Source organism: Hymenobacter psychrophilus (genome assembly GCF_900107135.1).
GTDB classification, from domain to species: domain Bacteria; phylum Bacteroidota; class Bacteroidia; order Cytophagales; family Hymenobacteraceae; genus Hymenobacter; species Hymenobacter psychrophilus.
In genome coordinates, this window is sequence record NZ_FNOV01000006.1 from 225211 (window position 1) to 244836 (window position 19626).

The 19626-nt window shown below is 62.2% G+C and carries 17 protein-coding genes; 10 read left to right on the top strand and 7 right to left on the bottom strand.

Annotated features, from left to right (window positions below; translation table 11 throughout):
- Positions 1 to 4: 4 nt before the first annotated feature.
- Together BLW21_RS10960 and BLW21_RS10965 are read right to left on the bottom strand one after the other, a co-directional pair.
- Positions 5 to 1849, bottom strand: coding sequence for an alpha-amylase family glycosyl hydrolase (locus tag BLW21_RS10960; protein WP_092739924.1), 1845 nt, complete (start codon positions 1847 to 1849; stop codon positions 5 to 7).
- Between the two features lie 28 nt (positions 1850 to 1877).
- Entirely contained in the window at positions 1878 to 3773 is a 1896-nt protein-coding gene (locus BLW21_RS10965; protein WP_092739926.1) for a glycoside hydrolase family 13 protein, read from the bottom strand.
- Between the two features lie 420 nt (positions 3774 to 4193).
- Here BLW21_RS10965 and glgP point away from each other — a divergent pair, with 420 nt between their 5' ends.
- Positions 4194 to 5846, top strand: a complete 1653-nt coding sequence (gene glgP / locus BLW21_RS10970; protein WP_092739928.1) for an alpha-glucan family phosphorylase — start codon at positions 4194 to 4196, stop codon at positions 5844 to 5846.
- A gap of 173 nt (positions 5847 to 6019) precedes the next feature.
- Here glgP and BLW21_RS10975 read toward each other — a convergent pair whose 3' ends face one another.
- The 3 genes from BLW21_RS10975 to BLW21_RS10985 form a co-directional block, all read right to left on the bottom strand.
- A complete protein-coding gene (locus tag BLW21_RS10975) occupies positions 6020 to 7195 on the bottom strand; it encodes a glutathionylspermidine synthase family protein (protein WP_092739930.1) in 1176 nt (391 codons plus the stop codon).
- A 45-nt stretch (positions 7196 to 7240) separates the two neighbouring features.
- On the bottom strand, positions 7241 to 7927 hold the full coding sequence (locus tag BLW21_RS10980; protein WP_092739932.1) for a Cj0371 family chemotaxis-regulating polar lipoprotein: 687 nt from the start codon (positions 7925 to 7927) through the stop codon (positions 7241 to 7243).
- Positions 7928 to 7994: 67 nt separating this feature from the next.
- Entirely contained in the window at positions 7995 to 8591 is a 597-nt protein-coding gene (locus BLW21_RS10985; protein WP_092739934.1) for an arylesterase, read from the bottom strand.
- A gap of 240 nt (positions 8592 to 8831) precedes the next feature.
- Here BLW21_RS10985 and BLW21_RS10990 point away from each other — a divergent pair, with 240 nt between their 5' ends.
- From BLW21_RS10990 to BLW21_RS11030, 9 genes are all read left to right on the top strand, one after another.
- Complete coding sequence (locus tag BLW21_RS10990) at positions 8832 to 9743, top strand: hypothetical protein (RefSeq protein ID WP_139255178.1); 912 nt, start codon at positions 8832 to 8834, stop codon at positions 9741 to 9743.
- A gap of 45 nt (positions 9744 to 9788) precedes the next feature.
- Entirely contained in the window at positions 9789 to 10439 is a 651-nt protein-coding gene (locus BLW21_RS10995) for a phage tail protein (RefSeq protein ID WP_317040231.1), read from the top strand.
- A gap of 12 nt (positions 10440 to 10451) precedes the next feature.
- Positions 10452 to 11141 carry a phage tail protein gene (locus tag BLW21_RS11000; protein WP_317040232.1) on the top strand — a complete coding sequence of 230 codons (690 nt, stop codon included), beginning with the start codon at positions 10452 to 10454 and terminating at the stop codon, positions 11139 to 11141.
- 2 nt (positions 11142 to 11143) lie between these two features.
- A complete protein-coding gene (locus BLW21_RS11005) occupies positions 11144 to 11815 on the top strand; it encodes a phage tail protein (protein WP_317040233.1) in 672 nt (223 codons plus the stop codon).
- A 19-nt stretch (positions 11816 to 11834) separates the two neighbouring features.
- Entirely contained in the window at positions 11835 to 13349 is a 1515-nt protein-coding gene (locus BLW21_RS11010) for a hypothetical protein (protein ID WP_092739938.1), read from the top strand.
- A gap of 118 nt (positions 13350 to 13467) precedes the next feature.
- A complete protein-coding gene (locus BLW21_RS11015; RefSeq protein WP_092739940.1) occupies positions 13468 to 13785 on the top strand; it encodes a thioredoxin family protein in 318 nt (105 codons plus the stop codon).
- 14 nt (positions 13786 to 13799) lie between these two features.
- The gene (locus BLW21_RS11020) at positions 13800 to 14042 is read left to right on the top strand and encodes a DUF6952 family protein (RefSeq protein ID WP_092739942.1); all 243 of its coding nucleotides are present in this window, start codon (positions 13800 to 13802) and stop codon (positions 14040 to 14042) included.
- 119 nt (positions 14043 to 14161) lie between these two features.
- Positions 14162 to 15130 carry a zinc dependent phospholipase C family protein gene (locus BLW21_RS11025; RefSeq protein WP_092739944.1) on the top strand — a complete coding sequence of 323 codons (969 nt, stop codon included), beginning with the start codon at positions 14162 to 14164 and terminating at the stop codon, positions 15128 to 15130.
- A 212-nt stretch (positions 15131 to 15342) separates the two neighbouring features.
- The gene (locus BLW21_RS11030; RefSeq protein WP_092739946.1) at positions 15343 to 17676 is read left to right on the top strand and encodes a patatin-like phospholipase family protein; all 2334 of its coding nucleotides are present in this window, start codon (positions 15343 to 15345) and stop codon (positions 17674 to 17676) included.
- A gap of 213 nt (positions 17677 to 17889) precedes the next feature.
- Here BLW21_RS11030 and BLW21_RS11035 read toward each other — a convergent pair whose 3' ends face one another.
- A complete protein-coding gene (locus tag BLW21_RS11035; RefSeq protein WP_175470935.1) occupies positions 17890 to 18693 on the bottom strand; it encodes an MIP/aquaporin family protein in 804 nt (267 codons plus the stop codon).
- Positions 18694 to 18777: 84 nt separating this feature from the next.
- Positions 18778 to 19518 carry an alpha/beta fold hydrolase gene (locus BLW21_RS11040; protein WP_175470936.1) on the bottom strand — a complete coding sequence of 247 codons (741 nt, stop codon included), beginning with the start codon at positions 19516 to 19518 and terminating at the stop codon, positions 18778 to 18780.
- Positions 19519 to 19626: the final 108 nt, after the last annotated feature.

Here is a 19626-nt window from a genome sequence, read left to right on the forward strand (position 1 = left end):
CGCGCTACTTGATTTCAAAGATATGGCTGCTTTGTGGGGCCAGCGTAACGGTGGTGCCGCCTGGCACGGTGCCGGCGTCGCCCAGTAAATCGGTGTAGCGGAGCGGCTGGCCGGCGGGCATGCCCAGGCGCTCCAGCACGGCGGCGGGCAGGCTCAGGGGCAGCTGGCAGGCTTGGCTGGGGCTGAAATTGACGACTACCAGCAGCTTTTCGCGCCCGGTGTAGCGCAGGTAGGCGTACACGCGCTCGGTATTGTAGCCGGGCGCAGTGCTGGCAAACGTGCTTTGCAGCTCATAGAAGTAGCCTTTCCGGATGGCTTCGCGCTGGCCTGAAAGCGTGAGCAGGCGCACATAAAACGCGTGCAGCTGCTGCTGCTCGGGGCTGAGCAGGCCGCCATCGAACCTGCCGCCGTTCAGCCATTTCTGGTGCTCGGGCACACCCCAGTAGTCGAAAATGGTCGTGCGGCCGTCCTCGCCCGAGAAGCCCTCCGAGCCGTGGGCCGGCTCGCCCACGTCCTGCCCAAAGTAAAGCATAACCGGGCCGGTACCCAGCGTGGCCGAAACCGTCATGGCCGGCAGGGCGGCGCGGGGGTTGCCGGCAAAGTCCTTGCTGGCAATGCGCTGCTCGTCGTGGTTTTCCAAAAAGCGCAGCATGTGGCCACCAAAACCGCGGCTTTCCTCACTCCACACGCGGGTGATGTCGCGGGTGCTGCCTTCGTCGCGGGTCAGGCGGCGCAGGCCATCGTAGAGGCCCACCTTGTCGTAGAGGTAGTCGAAACCGCCGCGCTCAATGTACATCTGGTAGGTTTTGGCGTCGTAGGCTTCGCCGATAAACAGCAGGCCGGGCTTCACCTTTTTCAGCTCCGGAATCACCCAGGCCCAGAACTCGACCGGCACCATCTCGGCCATGTCGCAGCGGAAAGCGTCCACATCTTTGCGGGCCCAGAACACCAGAATATCGCGCATTTTATGCCACGTATCCGGCACGGGCTCGAAGTGCGGCTGGCGGCCGTTCTGGTAATCGATACCGTAATTGAGCTTGATGGTTTCGAACCAGTCGTTGACGCTCGGGGCGGCCGAAAAAACGTCGTTGCCGGTAGCTTTGGCGGGGTTTTCCTGGTACTTACCGTCCTCGTGGGGTGCTTTCACAGCCCCCAGCGGGTTGTAGTCGGCCGGCACTACGAAAGGCTGGCCGGGCAGGTAGTAGAAGTTGTTGTCGGGCCGGAAAGCCTGGCTTTTATCGTCCTGCTCGCCCAAATCCACCACGCCCGCCGGCCTGGCATCCGACTTATAGCTGCGGGCTACATGGTTGGGAATGAAGTCGATAATAACCTTGAGGCCATTGGCGTGGGTGCGTTTTACCAGGGCCTCAAACTCGCGCAGGCGGTTGGGCACGTCCACGGCCAGGTCGGGGGCCACGTCGTAGTAGTCCTTGATGGCGTAGGGCGAGCCGGCCCGGCCCTTTACCACGTCGGCATCGTCGGCCGGAATGCCGTAGCGGGCATAGTCGGTCAGCGTGGCATGGTCGAGTACGCCGGTGTACCACACGTGGCTCACCCCCAGGCCCTTAATAGCCTGCAGCGCCTGGTCGTTGATGTCGTTGAACTTACCGACGCCGTTTTCCTGCGCGGTACCGTAGGGCTTATTTACGGCCGTTTTATTGCCGAACAGGCGGGTCATCAGCTGGTAAATTACCAGCTTGTGGTCCTGAGGCGTTTCGTCGGTGGTATTGGGGTCGGTGGTGGTCATGGGGAAAGTCGGCGGCGCGGGGGTGGTAGTGGGCGCGGTGGCGGGCTGGTTGGCGGCGCAGCTGGTGAGGGCCAGCAAAGCGGCCAAGTGGAGGTACTTCATAGCAGTAAGAAAACAACCGGAAACCAATCTAGCGCAATTCCACCACCCAGGCCGTTTTGCCCGGAATCGTGAACGATGTCAGGTTGGGCAGCGTGGCACCGGTGGTTACTTCCACGCCCGAGCTAAAGCCGCCGGTGCGCTCCGCAAATCGGGTGCCGTCCACGGTTTTCTCGCCCGGGTTGCCGTTGAGCAGCACCATCAGGGTGCCGGCCGGCGAGTAGCGGAAGTAGGTATACACCCCGTCCTGGGGGATGAACTGCATAAGCCGGCCGCTGTGCACAAAGGCGTGGTCTTTCCGGTAGTTGGCCAGCTTGCGCACGTACTCGAAGGCCTCGCCGGCCTGGCCCGTGCGGCCGGCCGCCGTAAAGTAGGTCTGCTTATCGCCCGCAAAGCCGCCCGGGAAGTCCTCGCGCACTTTGCCGTCGGGGTTCGAAAAGTTCTTCATCAGCACCTCGGTGCCGTAGTAGAGCTGCGGAATGCCGCGCATGGTCAGCAGCCAGGCCAGGCCCATTTTGTACTTGGCGAAGTCCTCCCCTATCACCGAGTAAAAGCGGCTCATGTCGTGGTTGTCGAGGAAGGTGACGTTGCGGCTGGCGTCCTCGTACATCCAGTCGCCCTGCAGGGCCTCGTACACCCGGTTCAGGTTGGGCTGGTCGCCCCGTAGCGCGTCATGAATAGCGCCCTGCGACTGAAAATCGAACACCGATTCCAAGTTCGACTTGAACCCATCGACGGGCTGGAAGATGTTGCGGGCGAAGAAGGCCTGCTGGGCCGTGCTGCCCACCCAGGCTTCGCCGAACTTGAACAGATTCGGAAACTCGTCGTTCAGCGCCTGGCCCCACTGCATCAGGAAATTGGGGTCGGAGTACGGGTAGGTATCGATGCGGTAGGCGTCGAGACCGGTGTATTCCACCCACCACAAAAAGTTCTGAATCAGATAGGTGGCCACCAGCGGGTTGCGCTGGTTCACGTCGGGCATCGTGGTATCGAACCAGCCCTGGTTATACAGCTTGCGGTCGAGGGCCGAGCCGTAGGGGTCGTTGAGGGCCGAGGCGTTGTAGTTGCTGCGCGTGAAGCGGGGCCACTGGTTGAACCAGTCGGGGGCGGGCTGGTCGAGGAATAGGTAGTTGCCCGAGCCCATGTGGTTGAGCACCACGTCGTGGACCACTTTCAGCCCGTTCTGATGGGCACGCTCCACAAACTGCCGGTATTGCTCGGTGGTGCCGTAGCGGCGGTCGGTGTTGTAGTAGTCGGTGAGGGCGTAGCCGTGGTAGCTGGCTTTGGGCATGTCGTTTTCCACCACCGGCGTCAGCCAGAGGGCCGTTACACCCAGGCTCTTGAAGTAGTCGAAGTGGTTTTCTATGCCCTGCAGGTCGCCGCCGTGGCGGGCGTACATCGAGTCGCGGGCCGCTTTAGGGGCGCGCATGGAGGCCACGTAGTCGTTCTTCGGGTCGCCGTTCGAGAAGCGGTCTGGCATCAGGAAGTAGATGAAATCCTGCTGGCTGAGACCCTGCACCTTGCTTTTGTCCTGGGGCGTGGTACGCTCCCGCAGCTCGTAGGCGTAGCTAAATTTCTTGTTGCCCTGGAATTCCAGTTGCAGCTTGCCGGGCCGGGCCGTGGGGCTGATAGTGAGGTTGAGCAGCAGGTAATTGGGGCTGGCCAGCTGTTGCACGCCATCCAGCGTTACGCCGGGGTAGGTGCGCAGCGTGGCCGTGGCTGCCCGCAGGCCGGGGCCGTGCACGAGCAGCTGCAGCTTGGGGTTCTTCATGCCCACCCACCAGAACGTGGGGTCGATGCGCTGGATGGCGGCCGTTTTGGCGGCGGTTGTTTCGGTAGGGGCAGCGGGAGCCGGGGCGGCCAGCGCGGGGGCGGCTACGGCCAGCAGTACACCGGCCAGCAGGGGCAGGAATCGGAAAGCGAGCATATGCGGGGTGGGAATGAGGAACGGAATAGACAAAGTACGCCCTCACCCGCCCGCCGCGCTACTGTTTCGGGCGGCCAAAATGATGATGTGTTGATGAATACGCATGCTGCCTTACCATACGGGGCCACACCAGGTTACTATACCGGGCAATAAGGCACTTGGCGGCGGGCGGCGGCTACTCCAACCCGCGCCTTCCGGCTGGTCTCAAGTACCTGATGCCGTTGCGGATGGCCCGGCCGGCAAGATTCGGGCGGGGGTACTGGTGCCCGCTTAGCTAGTATCGGTGGCTGGTTAGCATCCGGGCCATTAAGGAGATGCATGGGCGCATCGGGCAGATCTTTTCTCGTTTTTTTGGGTGTCCGTTGGCCTGGCTACGCCGCCCGGCCTCGGCCTTTCTCTTTACCCGCAATTTCTGCCCGCATGGCTTTCGACCTCTCCTTCTATACCCCCGCTCCCGAGTTTGCCACCCCGGCCGCGTATTTCTCCATGGAATTCGCCCTCGATCAGGCCCTGAAAACCTACTCCGGTGGCCTGGGCTTTCTGGCCGGCTCGCACATGCGCTCAGTCTATGAGCTCAAGCAGAACGTCATCGGCATCAGCATTCTGTGGAGCTACGGCTACTACGACCAGGGCCGTAACGAGGACCAGACCATGCGGGCCGAGTTCCACCGCAAGCACTACAGCTTCCTGCAGGACACCGGCATCACCTTCCCTATTACCATCCACGACGCCCAGGTGCAGGTGCGCGCCCTTTACCTGGCCCCCGAGACCTTCGGCACGGCCCCGATGTTTTTCCTGACCACCGATATTCCGGAAAACGACTACCTCTCGCGCACCATCTCCCACCACCTCTACGACGGCGATACGGCCACCCGCGTGGCCCAAAGCATTCTGCTGGGCGTAGGCGGCGGCAAGCTGCTCGATGTGCTCAACCGCCATACGGAGGTGTATCACCTCAACGAGGGCCACGGCCTGCCACTGGCTTTCTTCCTGCACGAGAAGTTCGGCCGCGACCGGGCCAAAGTGCGCGAGCACCTCGTGTTTACCACCCACACGCCCGAGCTGGCCGGCAACGAGGAGCACCCGCTGGAGCTGCTCTACAAGATGTCGTTTTTTGGCCGGCTGACGCTGGGCGAAGTGCGCGACCTGGGCATCGTGGAAAACGAGCGGGTCAACTACACGCTCACGGCCCTGCGCTTCGCCCGCATCAGCAACGGCGTGTCGAAGGTGCACGGCAAAGTGGCCAACGAAATGTGGGGCACCAACCAGGGCATCTGCCCCATCATTGCCATTACCAACTCGCAGAACGGCACTTACTGGCGCGATGAAAAGCTGCACGAAGCCCTGGAAGCCAACAACGATGAGGCCCTGCAAGCCCGCAAGCGCGAGCTGAAGAAGCGCCTTTTCAACCTCGTGGCCGACCAGACCGGCAAGCTGCTCGACCCCGACGCCCTCACGCTGGTATGGGCTCGCCGCTTTGCCGGCTACAAGCGCGCCGACCTGATTCTGCGCCACTTCGAGCGGTTCCAGCAGCTGGTTACCGACACCGGCCGGCCCCTGCAGGTTATCTGGGCTGGCAAACCATACCCCAAAGATTTCGGGGCCATTGCCATCTTCAACAGCCTCATCGATAAAACCCGCCACTTCAATACCTGCGCCGTCCTCACGGGCTACGAGCTGGCGCTGTCGGCGACCATGAAGAAGGGTTCCGATATCTGGCTGAACACGCCGCGCTTCCCCCGCGAGGCCTCGGGCACCAGCGGCATGACGGCCGCCATGAACGGCAGCATCAGCCTGAGCATCCCCGATGGCTGGATTCCGGAATTCGCCCGCGACGGCGAAAACAGCTTCCTGCTGCCGCTGGCCGACCTCAACGCCTCCGAAAACGAGAAAGACGACCTCGAAGCCACCGGCATCCTCGACGCCCTCGAAAACACCATCATCCCGCTCTACTACGACCAGCCCGCTAAGTTCCTGGCCATGCGCAAAGCCGCCATGCGCGACGTGGAGCCCGAATTCGAATCAGGCCGCATGGCTACCGAATACTACCAGCGGATGTACGACGCGAAATAAAGCTGTTAGCTGAGAGCTGTTAGCTATTAGCTGACCGCCTAATAAAAAGAGGGCCTTATCATGCAAAGACGAGCCGTTGTTACGGCCGTTCAAGCGTGGTAGGGCCCTTCTTTTGTTGGGATACCAGACGGTCAAGCTAACAGCTAATAGCTCTCAGCTAACAGCTTAAAACTTCAGGCCGTCAGAATGTGGGGCACGAACTCGGAGAGGTTGGTGATGATGCCCGGGTCGCGGCGGTAGCTGAGGGCGCAGGCCTCGCCGGCCCAGAATACGCCCGCCTGATAGCGGCGGCCCTGGGTATCGGTCGGGAAGTCGAGCCAGCGCTGGCGTACCTGGGGCTGGTTGCCGAACTCGCCGGGCTCCTCCTGACGGGTGCTAATGCCATCCATTTCGGTTAGGTTCTGGCCTTCGCGCCCAAACAGAGGCTTACGGACGTGATGGCCCTGCATGTTGCGCAGGCTGGCTTCCACCAGCAGCGGGTGGTGCGGAAACGTGTCCCAGAGGTGAGCCAGTAGGGCCTTGCTCTGGAACAGTAGCGTGTAGGCGGGGTTGCCAATGATGACGTCGCGGGTGAGCAGCAGCTGGGTGAGGTCGGCGGTGAGGGCTGGCTCCTCGTCGGCCAGCAGCTCCCAGGGCACCAGCTTGAACAGGAAATCGAAGCGCTGCCACTGGTCGGGGCCCACTTCGGCCCAAACGCCGCGCTCCTCGCCCTGCACGGATACGCGCATGGCATCTACGCCGCACATGTGGGCCGTGCCGAAGCCGGCGGCGCGGGCCGCCTCGGCCAGTACGGCGCAGTTGGTTTCGTCCTCGGCACTATCGGGCAAGTGTACCAGCAGTAGGTGGGCGTCCAGATCGGGGTTCAGCTCGCGCCAATGGCGCAGCTGGGCTTCCAGGCCCTCAAACAGACCGTTGGCCTGCCGCTCGTGGGCGGGGCGGCCGGCAGCCATCAGGCTGGCCCACTGCACCACGGCCGTTTCGGGGATGCTGGTAGCGGTGTCGGCATTGAACTCCACCAGCTTGGGACCTTCGGGAGTGTCGGCTAAATCGAAGCGGCCGTAGATGTGCCAGTGCCGGTCATCGTTCCAGGAGTGGCGCACGGCTTCCCAGAGGTTGAGCGGGATGCCCAGCTGGCGCAGAAAATCGTCGGGAATCGGGTCGGGGATGGACTCCACCAGCATCTCGTAGAGCGTGTCGGCGGCCTGCAGCAGCGTTTCGGCCTCGGCTTCCGACACGGCCAACGCCTCGGGCGCCAGGTAAGCGGCGCAGGCTTCTTCCACAGCCCAGTCCCAGCCCAACTCACGCATGGCCGGCTCCACATTGCCCGACAGCGGCAGCAAACGAATCATACAGGGTAAATTAAATATAAGAAGGTATGCTGGTTGCGCAGCCGCTTAGCCGCCGAAACCCCGCGAGCTGCTCCGGCTGCCGAAGCCGCTACGGCTGCCGCTGGGGGCCGAGCTGCGGAACGTGCCGCGTGGGGTGCTGCGCTGTACGCTGGAGCTGGGGCTGATACCCGCGTTGCCGCCGTTGCGGTTACCCGTAAAACCCCGCCCGAAAAAGCCCCGCCCTTCGTTGGTGCGCTCCTGGGCGATATTTTGCCGCCAGCCGTTATTGCCCTGCATAATGCCCGAAGAGGCGTAGGCGCCGGAGTTGGGTGTCATCCAGCGGCCAGCCATGTAGCCGATGCCGCTCCACATCAGCACATCCATCATGCCCCGGCCCGCCACCCGGTTTTCGGGGTTTTGGCGGGTGTAGTTCTGCATCTGCTGCTGCAAAGCCTGGCCTTGCAGTGTATCCACCTTGCCATCGGCGTGCCGCAGAATGGCCGCCACCTCTTCCTTGCCGGCCGGCCGCTCAGCCGTAATTTTCCACTCGCCCGGCTGGGTTTCCGTCATTTCGGTGATAACGCCCTGGCTGTAGGAGTCCGTGGCGGCATTGTCCCAGGAAGATTCCGCGGCTTCCGGACGGCTGTCGTTGGAGGAGCAGGCCGGCAGTATGCCTAAGCCCAGGCTGGACGCGGCCGTGAGCAGAAACAGATTGCGGCGCCAGTCGCCGAGGGGATAAAACGGGCGGTTCATAAGCGGAAGGACAAGAGAGAATTGGGAGGCTAAATTAGCAGGAATATGGTTCGGAAAGCCGTTTATACTACGGCCGCTGCTCCAGCACGCCACGCAGCACCTGCCACACGTTGTCGGCCAGCAGCTTCTGGCCCTCGGCGTTGGGGTGCACGCCATCGGACAGGTTGAGGTGGCGCTGGCCGATGACGCCGTGCAGCAGGAAGGGCACGAAATCGACCTCGTTCTTATCAGCCAGCTGGCGGAACAGGGCCTTGAACTCGTGGGCGTAGTGCCCGAAACGGCCGCCGCCCAGCGTGGCCAGCGGGCCTAGGTCAAAGGGAAACTCCAGGCCCACCAGCACCCGGCGGGCCTCGGGGTGGGCGCGCTTTACTTCGTCGAGGATGAACTGCAGGTTCTGGGTGGTTTCGCGCACCGGCAGGCCCCGCAGGCCGTCGTTGGCCCCGAGTTCCAGTACGAACACATCGAGCTGGGGGAAGCGGGGCAGTACTGTGGGCAGGCGTTGGCGGCCGCCGGCGCTGGTTTCGCCGCTCACGCCGTAGTTGTGGGCTTTATAAGGAAGATTCAGGGCATCGATTTTCTCCTGAATGCGGGAGGGAAAGGCGGCGCTGGCCGGTAGCTGGTAACCCGCCGTGAGCGAGTCGCCAAAAAAGAGAATGGTTTGCATACGGGGAAGCAGCCGGATACTGGCTTGGGAAAACGAATGTATACGGCGGCTTTCTGACCCAGGATTGTATGTTTTGAGCTGATCCAGGTATTTGCCTCATTATCAATGCGTATAATCTGCCATATATAGTATAGATTTGATACAATATTCAGCACCGATGAGTGCAGCCCCAATTTCGCGAGTATGAGCAAAAATTTACGCTTTCAATTGTTGGTAGTAGCGGCGCTGACAGCGGGTTCTATGACAGCTGTCCATGCCCAGACCGGCAGCGTCGGGATTGGGGTGGCCGTGCCCAACGCCTCGGCCGCACTGGACGTGACCAGCACCACAAAGGGTATGCTGGTACCGCGTCTGACCACTGCCCAGCGCACGGCCATCAGCAGCCCGGCCCAGGGCCTGCTCGTGTTCCAGACCGACGGTACCCAGCCCGGCTTCTACTACAATGCCAGCGCTACTACCACAGCCAACTGGGTATGGCTGCCCGATAAAGCCGGGGCCGGCGATAACCTGGGCAACGGGACGGCTACTTCGGCCGTGAAGCTCAACAACTTCAGCCTCTCCAATAACGGCAGCGGCGGCATCACCATCAGCGACGCGGGCCAGGTAACGGTAACCGGCAACAGCATTGTAACTGGAACAAGCACCGTGAGTGGCAACGGTAACGTGGGCGGCACCCTGGCCGTGGGTACCACCTCCGCGCCGGTCGGCTCGGCGGCGCTGGAGGTTAGCAGCACCAGTAAGGGCCTGCTTCCCCCACGCCTGACACTGGCTCAGCGCACTACCATAAGCAGCCCAGCCGTGGGCCTGCTCATTGTCCAGACCGACAACACGCCTGGCCTCTACCAGTACACGGCTACGGGCTGGTCGACGGTGGGCGCGGGCAACTACACGGCCGAAAGCAATTCTAACGCCCCGGCTCCTACTACCGCCATAACCGTGAATCCGGCCGTAACCAACATTGTGTACACCAACAACAGCGCCGGCAACGGCGCCGTGACGCTGGGTACGGGTACCGAGGGCCAGCGTCTGGTTATCGTCAACAACGACAACGAGTTTCTGACGGTCGTATCGAGCAGCGGCACGGGCAATATCCTGTCGAAGTACGCGGCGCGCTACATCTACACCAGCGGGGCGTGGCGTCGCGAGTCGTAGCCAGTCGTTCTCTTCTGTATTCCTCTCGTGCGTTCCGCTAGTTTCATGGCCGACTTTTCTTCTTCGGCGTCCGGCTCGGCGGCTGGCCGCCGTTCCCTGCTCCAACGCTTCCAGCGCTGGCTCCGGCCCGGCGCGGTGGCTAGGCCCCAAGCGCTGGTTTCCATGCGCCCCAACGGCGGTCAGCCCTACGTGGGGGAAATTGCCATTTTCGCCGGCAACTTCCCGCCCTCCGGCTGGATGTTCTGCGATGGTAGCCTGCTCCCTATTTCCGAGAACGAAACCCTGTTTCAGCTCATTGGTACCACTTACGGCGGCGATGGGCAGGAATCCTTCGCCCTGCCCGACCTAAGAGGCCGGGCACCGTTGCACCAGGGTAACAACGGAACCAGTAGCTACACTTTGGCGCAGCAGGGCGGGGTAGAGTCCGTGACGCTCACGGTGGCCCAGATTCCTGCGCACACGCACACGCCAGCCGCCAGCACCGCGCCCGGCACCTCGGCCTCGCCGATAGGCACCGTACCGGCCGACAGTGGCTCGGGCTCGGCCCAGTACACGCAGGCCACCACCAACCTGGTAACCCAGCCGGCCCAAACGCTGGGCCCGGTTGGCGGCAACCAGCCCCACGACAATATGCAGCCCTACCTGGCGGTCAACTACATCATTTCGCTGTTCGGTATCTTCCCTTCACCGACCTAAGTCCTTCGCACGATGTCTTCAATAACTGATTCGCCCACGGGCGGTTCCTCGCGCCGGAGTTGGCTTAAAAAGCTGGGGGGAGTGTTGGGTGGCGGCTTGCTGCTCGGCAAAAGCCCGGCCGTGGCGGCTGCCCCGCTAGATGTGGCTGCTCCTCAAGGCAATCAGCCTTTCCTGTCGGAGATTATGATGGTCTCTTTCAACTTCGCTCCCAAGGGCTGGGCTTTATGCAACGGCCAGCTCTTGCCCATCAACCAGAACCAAGCGCTCTTTTCCCTGCTGGGTACTACCTATGGCGGTAACGGGCAAACGACCTTTGCCCTGCCGGACCTGCGCGGCCGGGTTATTGCCGGTGTTGGAGATAATGTAACGCTGGGCCAGAAAAGCGGTGCCGATAGCCAGGTGCTGCTGGCCACGCAGATTCCGCCACACGTGCACGGCCTTAAAGCCAGCACGGCTAATGGAACTACGAATCTCGCGGGCACATCGGGGCCCACAGTCCACAACTACCTGGCCGACAACGGCGGCGGTGCGCCTCAGTACGGTGGCAACTTGAATACGGCGCTGGCCAACTCGCCCGCGGCTGCCCCGCCCATAAACGTTTCGAGTATTGCGGGAGGTAGTCAGGCCCACGAAAACCGGCAGCCCTTCACCTGTCTCAATTATGTTATCGCCCTGCAGGGCATTTACCCAAGCTCCAATTAGCCGTGTCAACGTTATCCATTGCTGCTTCCCCCAGCCTGCCGGTCCGCCGGAGCCTGCTCAAGCGCCTGTCGGGCCTGGTGGCCGGGAGTTTTCTGGCCGGACCGCTGCAGGCGTTGCTGGGCCGCGCCACGCCCGCCGCGGCGGGTACGCTCACGGGCGGATCTGACCCGTTTGTGGCGGAAATAGTTATGTTTCCCTTCAACTTCGTACCCAAGGGCTACGCCCGCTGCAACGGTCAGCTGCTGCCTATCTCCCAGAACACGGCCTTGTTTGCGCTGCTGGGTACCATCTACGGCGGGGATGGGAGGTCGACGTTCGCCTTGCCCAACCTGAACGGGCGGGTGGCCATCGGGGCCGGCCAGGGCCCAGGGCTCAGTCTCTACGACCTGGGCCAGACCGGGGGCAGCGCCACCACCACCCTGAACGAAACGGAGCTGCCTGTGCACCAGCACACTCTGGCCCTAACCTACAGCTCTGAGCTGGGCACGCTGGGCTCACCCGAAGGTGCTTACCTGGCCAGCAACGGCTCCGGCGAGCCCCAATACGAGGCTTCTGGTGCCGGCTACATGGCCACCGGAACCATAGGCAATGCTGAACCTCACAACAACATGCAGCCCTATTTAGGCCTCTCCTATTGCATTGCCTTGCAAGGTGTTTTTCCGCCCCGCTGGTAAGCGGCTTCCAATTTTCGCTATGAAATACTTTTCACCCATTGGAAGCCTGTTGCTGCTTGCCGCCGGACCTGTTGTGGGCCAGGGTCTCTCCAACCAAGGTACCGTAATGGTCATTCAGCCAGGGGCGCAGCTCTCCGTAATGGGTGATGTAACCATCAGCGGCAACGGCAGCATCGACAACGCGGGCACCTTGAGCCTGACGGGCAACTGGACCAATAGCACGGCCGGCGGGGTGCTGACGCCGACCACCGGCACGGTGCAGCTGGTCGGCGCAGCTGCCCAGCAAATCGGTGGTACGGGTTCTACTACTTTCCACACGCTGGATGTGAGCGGGGCTACCGGCCCGGTGCAGCTGGCTACCGATATTTCGGTGGGCAACAGCAATGGCCTGCTGACGCTGGGGGCCACGCAGGTGCAGCTCAATTCCCGCACGCTTACGCTCAACAACGGAGCGGTTTCGGCCCTGAGCCAGACTACCGGCCGCCTGATTGCCGAAACTGATCCGGCCGTCGGCTATGGGCGGCTGGTATGGGTAATCGGGGCCAGCACGGGCACCTATACTGTGCCAATGGGTACAGGCGCTGCGCCAATGGCCATGACGGCGACCATCACAGGGGCGGGTAGCAGCAATGGCAGCCTGTCGTTTACCACCTACGCTACTCCGGCCAGTAATCTGCCCCTGCCCACGGGCGTTTCAGCGTTGCGGGGAGATGCCGCTTACGCCCTCGACCGCTACTGGATAGTTACGCCGGCCAACTACACCATTACGCCCACGTCCACCCTCACCCTGGGCTACCAGGAAACGGAGTGGAGTACCAGCCCCAACACCATCACCGAAAGCCAGCTGCGTCTGCAGCGCTGGAACGGCAGCAACTGGGAGCCTTCGCAGGGCAGCGTGAATACTGCTGCCAATACTTTCACCTCTGACTTGCAGAATACCTACGGCATCTTCGCGGCCGCCGACCTGGACCGGCCCCTGCCGGTAACGCTGGTGTCCTTCGTGGCGCAGGCGCGGGCGAAAGACGCCCTGCTTAGCTGGCATACGGCTCAGGAGTTGGAAAATAAAGGCTTTGAGGTAGAAGCTAGCATGGATGGCATCAACTTTCGCCGTCTGGGGTTTATAGCCGGGCACGGCACTACGGCCGTTGCCCAGCAGTACCGCTACACCGATGTGGGGGCCGCCCAGCGGGGCACACTCCAATACTACCGCCTGCGTCAGCTTGACTTGGACGGCACGGCTTCCTACTCGGCGGTAAAGAGCGTGACCTTCGACGCCCTGCCCACCGCTATTGCCACCTGGCCCAACCCAACGCACGGCGCCTATACCATGCTGCTCACGGCCGCTAAACCCCAAACGGTACAGCTGACCATGCACGATGCCGTGGGCCGCCTGGTGAGCCAGCGTACGGTGGTGCTGCAGGCCGGCGAAAACCGGCTGCCCGCCGTGTTTGCTGCCGCTCAGCCCGCGGGTGTATACGCGTTGTCGGGCGTGGTTGATGGTCAGGTGGTGCGCACGCGGGTAGTGCGGCAGTAGCCTGGGAAAAGGCCGGCCGGAGAAACTATTTTCGGGGTTTTGTGCTTTACCTTTGCTGGCAGATAAGAATCATTCTTACCTGCAAACATCGTTATCTGTCACCAAACCCCTTTTCAGAATGTCCGTTATCAAAGCCACCGACGCCGATTTCCAGCAATTGCTTCAGGAAAATGAGAAGGTAGTGGTGAAATATTATGCCGACTGGTGTGGCAACTGCCGCCTGTTTTCGCCCAAATTTAAGCGCCTGGCCCAGGCCGAGGGCAACGAGGACATGAAGTTTCTGGACGTGAATGCCGAGAGCAGCCCCGAGGCCCGCAAGCTGGCCAACGTCACCAACCTGCCCTTTTTCGCCGTGTTCCGCAACGGCGAGCTGGTTGACACCGTGGCCGCCAGCAAGGAGGAAGCCGTAGCCTCCCTCATTTCCCGCCTCAACTAGTCCGCACCGTTGCCATGAAAATGCCCGTTATCCGCCATTTGGTGGAAACCCAGACCCTGGAAAGCCTGGTAGCCGCCGAAGAAGCGTTGCTGGAGGAACAGACGCCTGCTTTCGAGGTGGAGGGCGAGGACGAAGGCGAGCAGCTGACCCATGTGTTTGCCGCCATCTTCATCCTCAACCACATCCAGGACCATAAATCTGACTTCAAGACCGCCCTGCGCGAGTACACTAAGAAGGTGCGCGTGAGCATCAGCTAAGGCCTAAAGCCGAAGGGGAAGCGCAAAAAGCCGAAGCCGTTGAACATCAGCCCATAGCTGATTCAACGGCTTCGGCTTTTTGCGCTTCTCCTTTGACTGAAAAACGTCTATCTTCCCTCATGCGCCGCCTCACTGCCTTTCTGCTGCTACTATTGTTGCTGCCGGCCCCGGCCCGGGCCTGGGGATTTTTCGCGCACCGGCTGATTAACCGGCTGGCGGTGTACACGCTACCGCCCGAAATGGTGGGGTTCTACAAGGCCAACATCGATTACCTGACTACCAACGCCACCCGGCCCGACTCGCGACGTACGGTGGTACCCGGCGAAGCCCCCCGCCACTTCCTCGACCTGGATGCCTACGGCGACTCGGCCGCCTACAAGCTGCCCCGCTCTTACCCCGACGCGGTAGCCCTGCTCAGCGAGGATTCGCTGCTGCGCCATGGCATTGTGCCCTGGCAGGTAGCCCGCATGAAAGGCCAGCTGACAGCCGCGTTTCAGGCCCGCGACACCGACCGGATTCTGCACCTCTCGGCCGATTTGGGCCACTACATTGCCGATGCCTGCGTGCCGCTGCACACCACCCGCAACTACAACGGCCAGTTCACGGGCCAGCGCGGCATTCATGGGTTCTGGGAGAGCCGGCTACCCGAGCTATTAAGCAGCGGCTACGACTTTTTCACCGGCCCCGCGCCCTACCTGGAGCGCCCCACCGACGTTATCTGGGCCACCGTGGCCCGCTCCAACACTGCCCTCGACTCGGTGCTGCGCTTCGAGCAGGAACTGAGTGGCGAGTTTTCACAGGACCGCAAGTACGGCTTCGAGCAGCGCGGCAACGCTACCGTGCGCACCTACTCGCGCGACTTTGCCCGCGCCTACCACCAGCGCCTGAGCGGGCAGGTAGAGCGCCAAATGAAGCTGGCCCTGCGTTTGGTAGGAGCCTTTTGGTACACGGCCTGGGTGGACGCCGGCCAGCCCGACCTCGATAAGCTGCCGCGCACACCCTCGGCCAAGGAGCAGCAGCGCCTGGCCCTCGAAGCCAAGCAACTCGAAGGCGCCCCCACCCGTGCCGCCGCCGGCCACGAAGAGTAGCAAATAACCGGCTAGTAGGACCCAAACCAGTTGTTCCGATGCCGAAGCAATAATCTCCTGGCAACCTGACCTCTTACTGCCCTAAATAGCCGTTCTTTGCGGCCCCAATGCGGGCCGGAAGCCCTTGGCTGCCAATGCCGCGCCGGCCGGATAACTCCGCGTTCCGGAATGCGTAGGAGCCGGACACCTGGGCTACATTCAGTAAGAATAATATGCGGAGAATTTATTGTGTGCTGGCCCTGCTGGCGCTATTGCTTCCGGGGGCCGTACAGGCTCAGAAAGTAGGCTTGGTACTAAGCGGGGGCGGCGCTAAGGGCATTGCCCACGTGGGCGTGCTACGGCAGCTGGAGAGAAACCAGATTCCCATCGACTACATCGTAGGCACCAGCATGGGCGCCATTGTGGGGGCCATGTACGCCGCCGGCTACTCACCCGATGAGATTGAGCAGATTGTGCTGCGGCCCGAGTTCCAGACCTGGGTGTCGGGGGCGCCGCTGGAGGGCAAGGTGTACAACTACTACGATGCCGACCCCACGCCCGCCCCGCTGAACCTGCGTCTGGCCATCGACTCGGCTTTCCGCATCAACGTTACGCCGCGGCTGGTGAACGACGTAACGCTCAACTATGTGCTGGCCACCATGCTGGCCCCGGCCGGTGCCATTGCCAACTACAACTTCGATAATCTGCTGGTGCCCTACCGGGCGGTGGCGACCGAGGTGTTTACCCGCGAGAAAGTTATTCAGCGCGACGGCTCGCTCTCCGACGCCGTGCGCAACTCCATGGCTTTCCCGCTGGCCTTCCGGCCCATCCGCCAGGCCGATGGCCGCTACCTGTTCGACGGGGCGGTGGTGGATAACTTTCCGACCGGCGTGATGCGCCAGGAGTTTCAGCCCGACGTTATTATTGGGGTGAACGTAGGCGACGTAGCATTTAAGAAGTACCCCAAGGAGCGCGACGACCAACTGCTGACTTCCACGCTGCTGTTCCTGGGCTCGAACGTGGCCGACACGTCGTCGGTGGGGCCCAACGGCATCTTTATTCAGCCCGATTTAGGTGACATTACGGCCGCTGATTTCAACCAGGCCAAGCGGCTGGTAGAACTGGGGGTGAAGGCGGCCGACCGCAAAATGGACGAACTGCGCAGCCGCATTGCGCGCCGCCAAGATACAGTGGCGCTCCAGAACCGCCGGCTGCTGTTTCAGCAGCGCGCTCCGAGTACGGAGTTCAAACAGATAACCGTGCAGGGCCTGCCGCCGCAGCAGCAGGAGTTTGTGCGGCGCTTCTTCCAGCGTTCGGGCTCGGATTACTACACGCCCGGCGACGTGGAGGAAGGCTACTACCGGCTGGTGAGCAACGACTTTTTCAACAACGTATACCCACGCATCCGCTACGATAAAAAGCAGCAGGGCTACGTGCTGGGGGTAGATGCGCGCCAGAACTCGAACCTGACGGCCAGCCTGGGCGGCGTGCTCTCGACCCGCTCGATGAGCAACCTTTACATCGGGGGCAGCTACCGCTACCTCAACCGCTTTCTGTACGCCATCAAGGCCGATGCTACCATCGGCCGGTTTTACAACGGCGCCCGGGCGTCGTTCCGGATTAGTATCCCGGGCAACATTCCACTCTATATTGAGCCCGTATTCGCGTTCAATAACTTCAACTACCAGGACACCAGCCCGCTACTGAAATCGTCGGCCCAGAACTCCCAGATTCAGCAGCGCGACGTGAAAACGGTGCTTCAGGTAGGCTTCAGCCCCAACTACCGCAGCCGCTACATACTCAGCGGAGGCGTGTTCACCAACCGCGACCGGTTTGCTAACACCGACGACATCAGCAGCAACGCTACCCTCGACCAGAGCCGCCTCCAGGGATTCACGGCAGCCATCAATTTTGAGCGTAACTCCCTCAACCGCCGCCAGTACGCGGTGGCTGGCCGGCGGGTGAAACTGGGTTTCCGGGGCGTGCAGGCGCGGGAAAGCTACACGCCCGGCAGCACTGCCGAGGAGCTGGATAGCCGGCGCAAAACCCAGCAGTGGCTGAAGCTCAGCCTGTTCAATGAGCAGTACTTTACCTTCAACAAAACCGACTCGGTGGGCCGTAAAGTACACGCCTGGGGCTACCTGGCCGAAGTGCAGGCCACTACGCAGGGCGCGTTTGCCACGTATCGCTCCTCGCTCACTACCTCGGCGGCCTTTCTGCCCCTCACCGATTCGCGCACGCTGTTTATGGACCGTTATCGGGGTACGGCCTACGCGGCAGTAGGCCTGCGCTATATCAAGGAAGTACTAACCAACGTGGAATGGCGCTCCGAGGCGTACTTGCACACGCTTGTCCGGCCCTGGGAGCGGCAGGATGTAAACCCGCTGCTGCCGCAGCGCCTCAACTCCATCAGCCGCCCCTACCTGACGGTTATGACCGGGTTTATGTACCAGTCGCCGGTCGGGCCGCTCTCGCTCCAGTTTATTCACTATGATGACCCGCGCCAGAAGTTCGGCGTATTCGCTCATATCGGCTTCCTGCTCTTCCGCGACCGGGCCCTGGACTAAGGGTGAACTGGTGAGTGAGTAACGGCTATTACGCAGCAGCCCCAGCGGGGCGACCTATCGGATTACTGATACGTCGCTCCGCTGGGGCTGCTGCGTAAGGCCTGCTGCGTAGGGCCCGTTATAAACTGGTGAGCTGCTGTTCGGAGCCGGCTGGTGTCATTTACGGAAGCAATTCCCCGAACACCAACTCATTATCTCACTGGCCGGCCTCCCCTATTCTACCGGGTGTTGCGGGAGTTCCTCGCGGGGGCCAGCCACGCTGGAACCCGACAGCGGGGTGTCGCGGAAGATCAGGTTGAACAGGATGGCCACCAGCCAGCCCGCCAGCGGGGGCGCCAGCATATACAGCCACAGCGCGGTGTAATTTTGGGCCGCCACAGCCGAACCCAGGCTACGGGCCGGGTTGAGGCTCATGCCTGAATACGGCGTTTCGACTACCACATAGAACGCCAGTAGCGCCGCCAGCAGCCAGCCGGCCAGGTTCTGGAGCCGTTTGGTGTGCAGGGCCATAAACAGCACCGCCACCATCACGAACGTAATTACAAACTCGGCTCCGAAGGCCACTGCCACCCCATCGGGCCCGGGCTGGGTAAGCACGTAGTCGACTTTAGGATGGGCGAAGTAGCGGCCCAACAGGGCCAGCAAGGCCTGCCCGGCCAGCAGCCCCCCGGCCACCTGGGCCAGGATGTACCAGCAGGCATCGGCCGGCTTTATTTTGCCCAGCTGCCAGAAGGCGATGGTGACGGCCGGATTCACGTGGGCCCCCGAGCGTTTGCCCCAGGGACTATACACGATAACAGCCACCGTCAGGCCTACTACCAGTCCGATTACGGCCCGGCCCAGTACCTCGTGGCCCGCCAGCCGTTCGGCCAGCCACGAGCCCGGATAGTGCACGGCCGTAGCAATCAGCCCCGACGCAAACAGAAACAGAAACAGTCCCGATGCTTCGGCCAGGTAGTTAGACCAGTGCCGTTTAGCCGATACGAGCAGGTGGGCAAGGAAATTAGGTCGGCGCACAGGAGTTGGTTGACGGGGGGGGGGCAGACTGGGTAAAATGCTGTGTTACGCCGCCGAAATTACACGGGCAATTCGGGGCACTACTTACTCTGCAATTCGCTCGCTGGCAAACCGGCGCAGCAGTGCGGCTACTTCCTGGGGGGCCTCATAGGGCAGCAGATGGCCGGCACCAGCCACTATTTCGAGGGGCGTATCGGGCGGCAGCAACGGCAGCGTTTCGAGGCCATGCACCGAGGGCGAGAGTACCGCGTCCTGGTCGCCGGCCACCAGGGCGCAGGGCACCCTAATCTGGCTTACCCGGGCGCTAATATCTTCGCGGCTGCCGCGCAGCAGCCACGCCTCCCAGGCCGCGCGCGAGCTGGCCAGGTTGTCGGCCACTACCTGCCGGTGCGTGGCCTCAGGCAGCGGCCGGGCCGTGATGTTACAGACCGTTTTTTCGGCCTCAGCCGGTTTGCCCCAGGCCTGCAGGCTGGTTTGGCGGTCTTCATCGGTCATGGGCTCGGGGCTGGGTGGCGAGGGGCTCAGCAGCACCACTCCCACCAGGCCCACCGGCTGCCGGGCAGCCAGTTCCAGCGCGATTTTGCCCCCCATACTATGGCCCACCAGCACGTAGCGGGTCAGCTTTTCGGCCTCCATGAAAGCAGCTACAGCATCGGCGTAGGCGGATACCGAGAACCCACGCGCCGGAGCCGGGGCCCCACCGAAACCACCTAAGTCAGGCGCGAGCAAACGGTAATCGGGCCGGAGCAGATTGGCTAGCTGGTCGAACTCGTGGCCGGCGCCGGCCCAGTAGTGCAGGGCCAGGAACGTGAGGGTGTTGGGCATAGTAAAGTGTGTACGAAGGTGGGCGGCTGATGGTCGGGAGCCGTGGCACTGGCCCATTACTACAACAAAAAGGGGCAGCTCCTGATGGAGCTGCCCCTGATTATTACA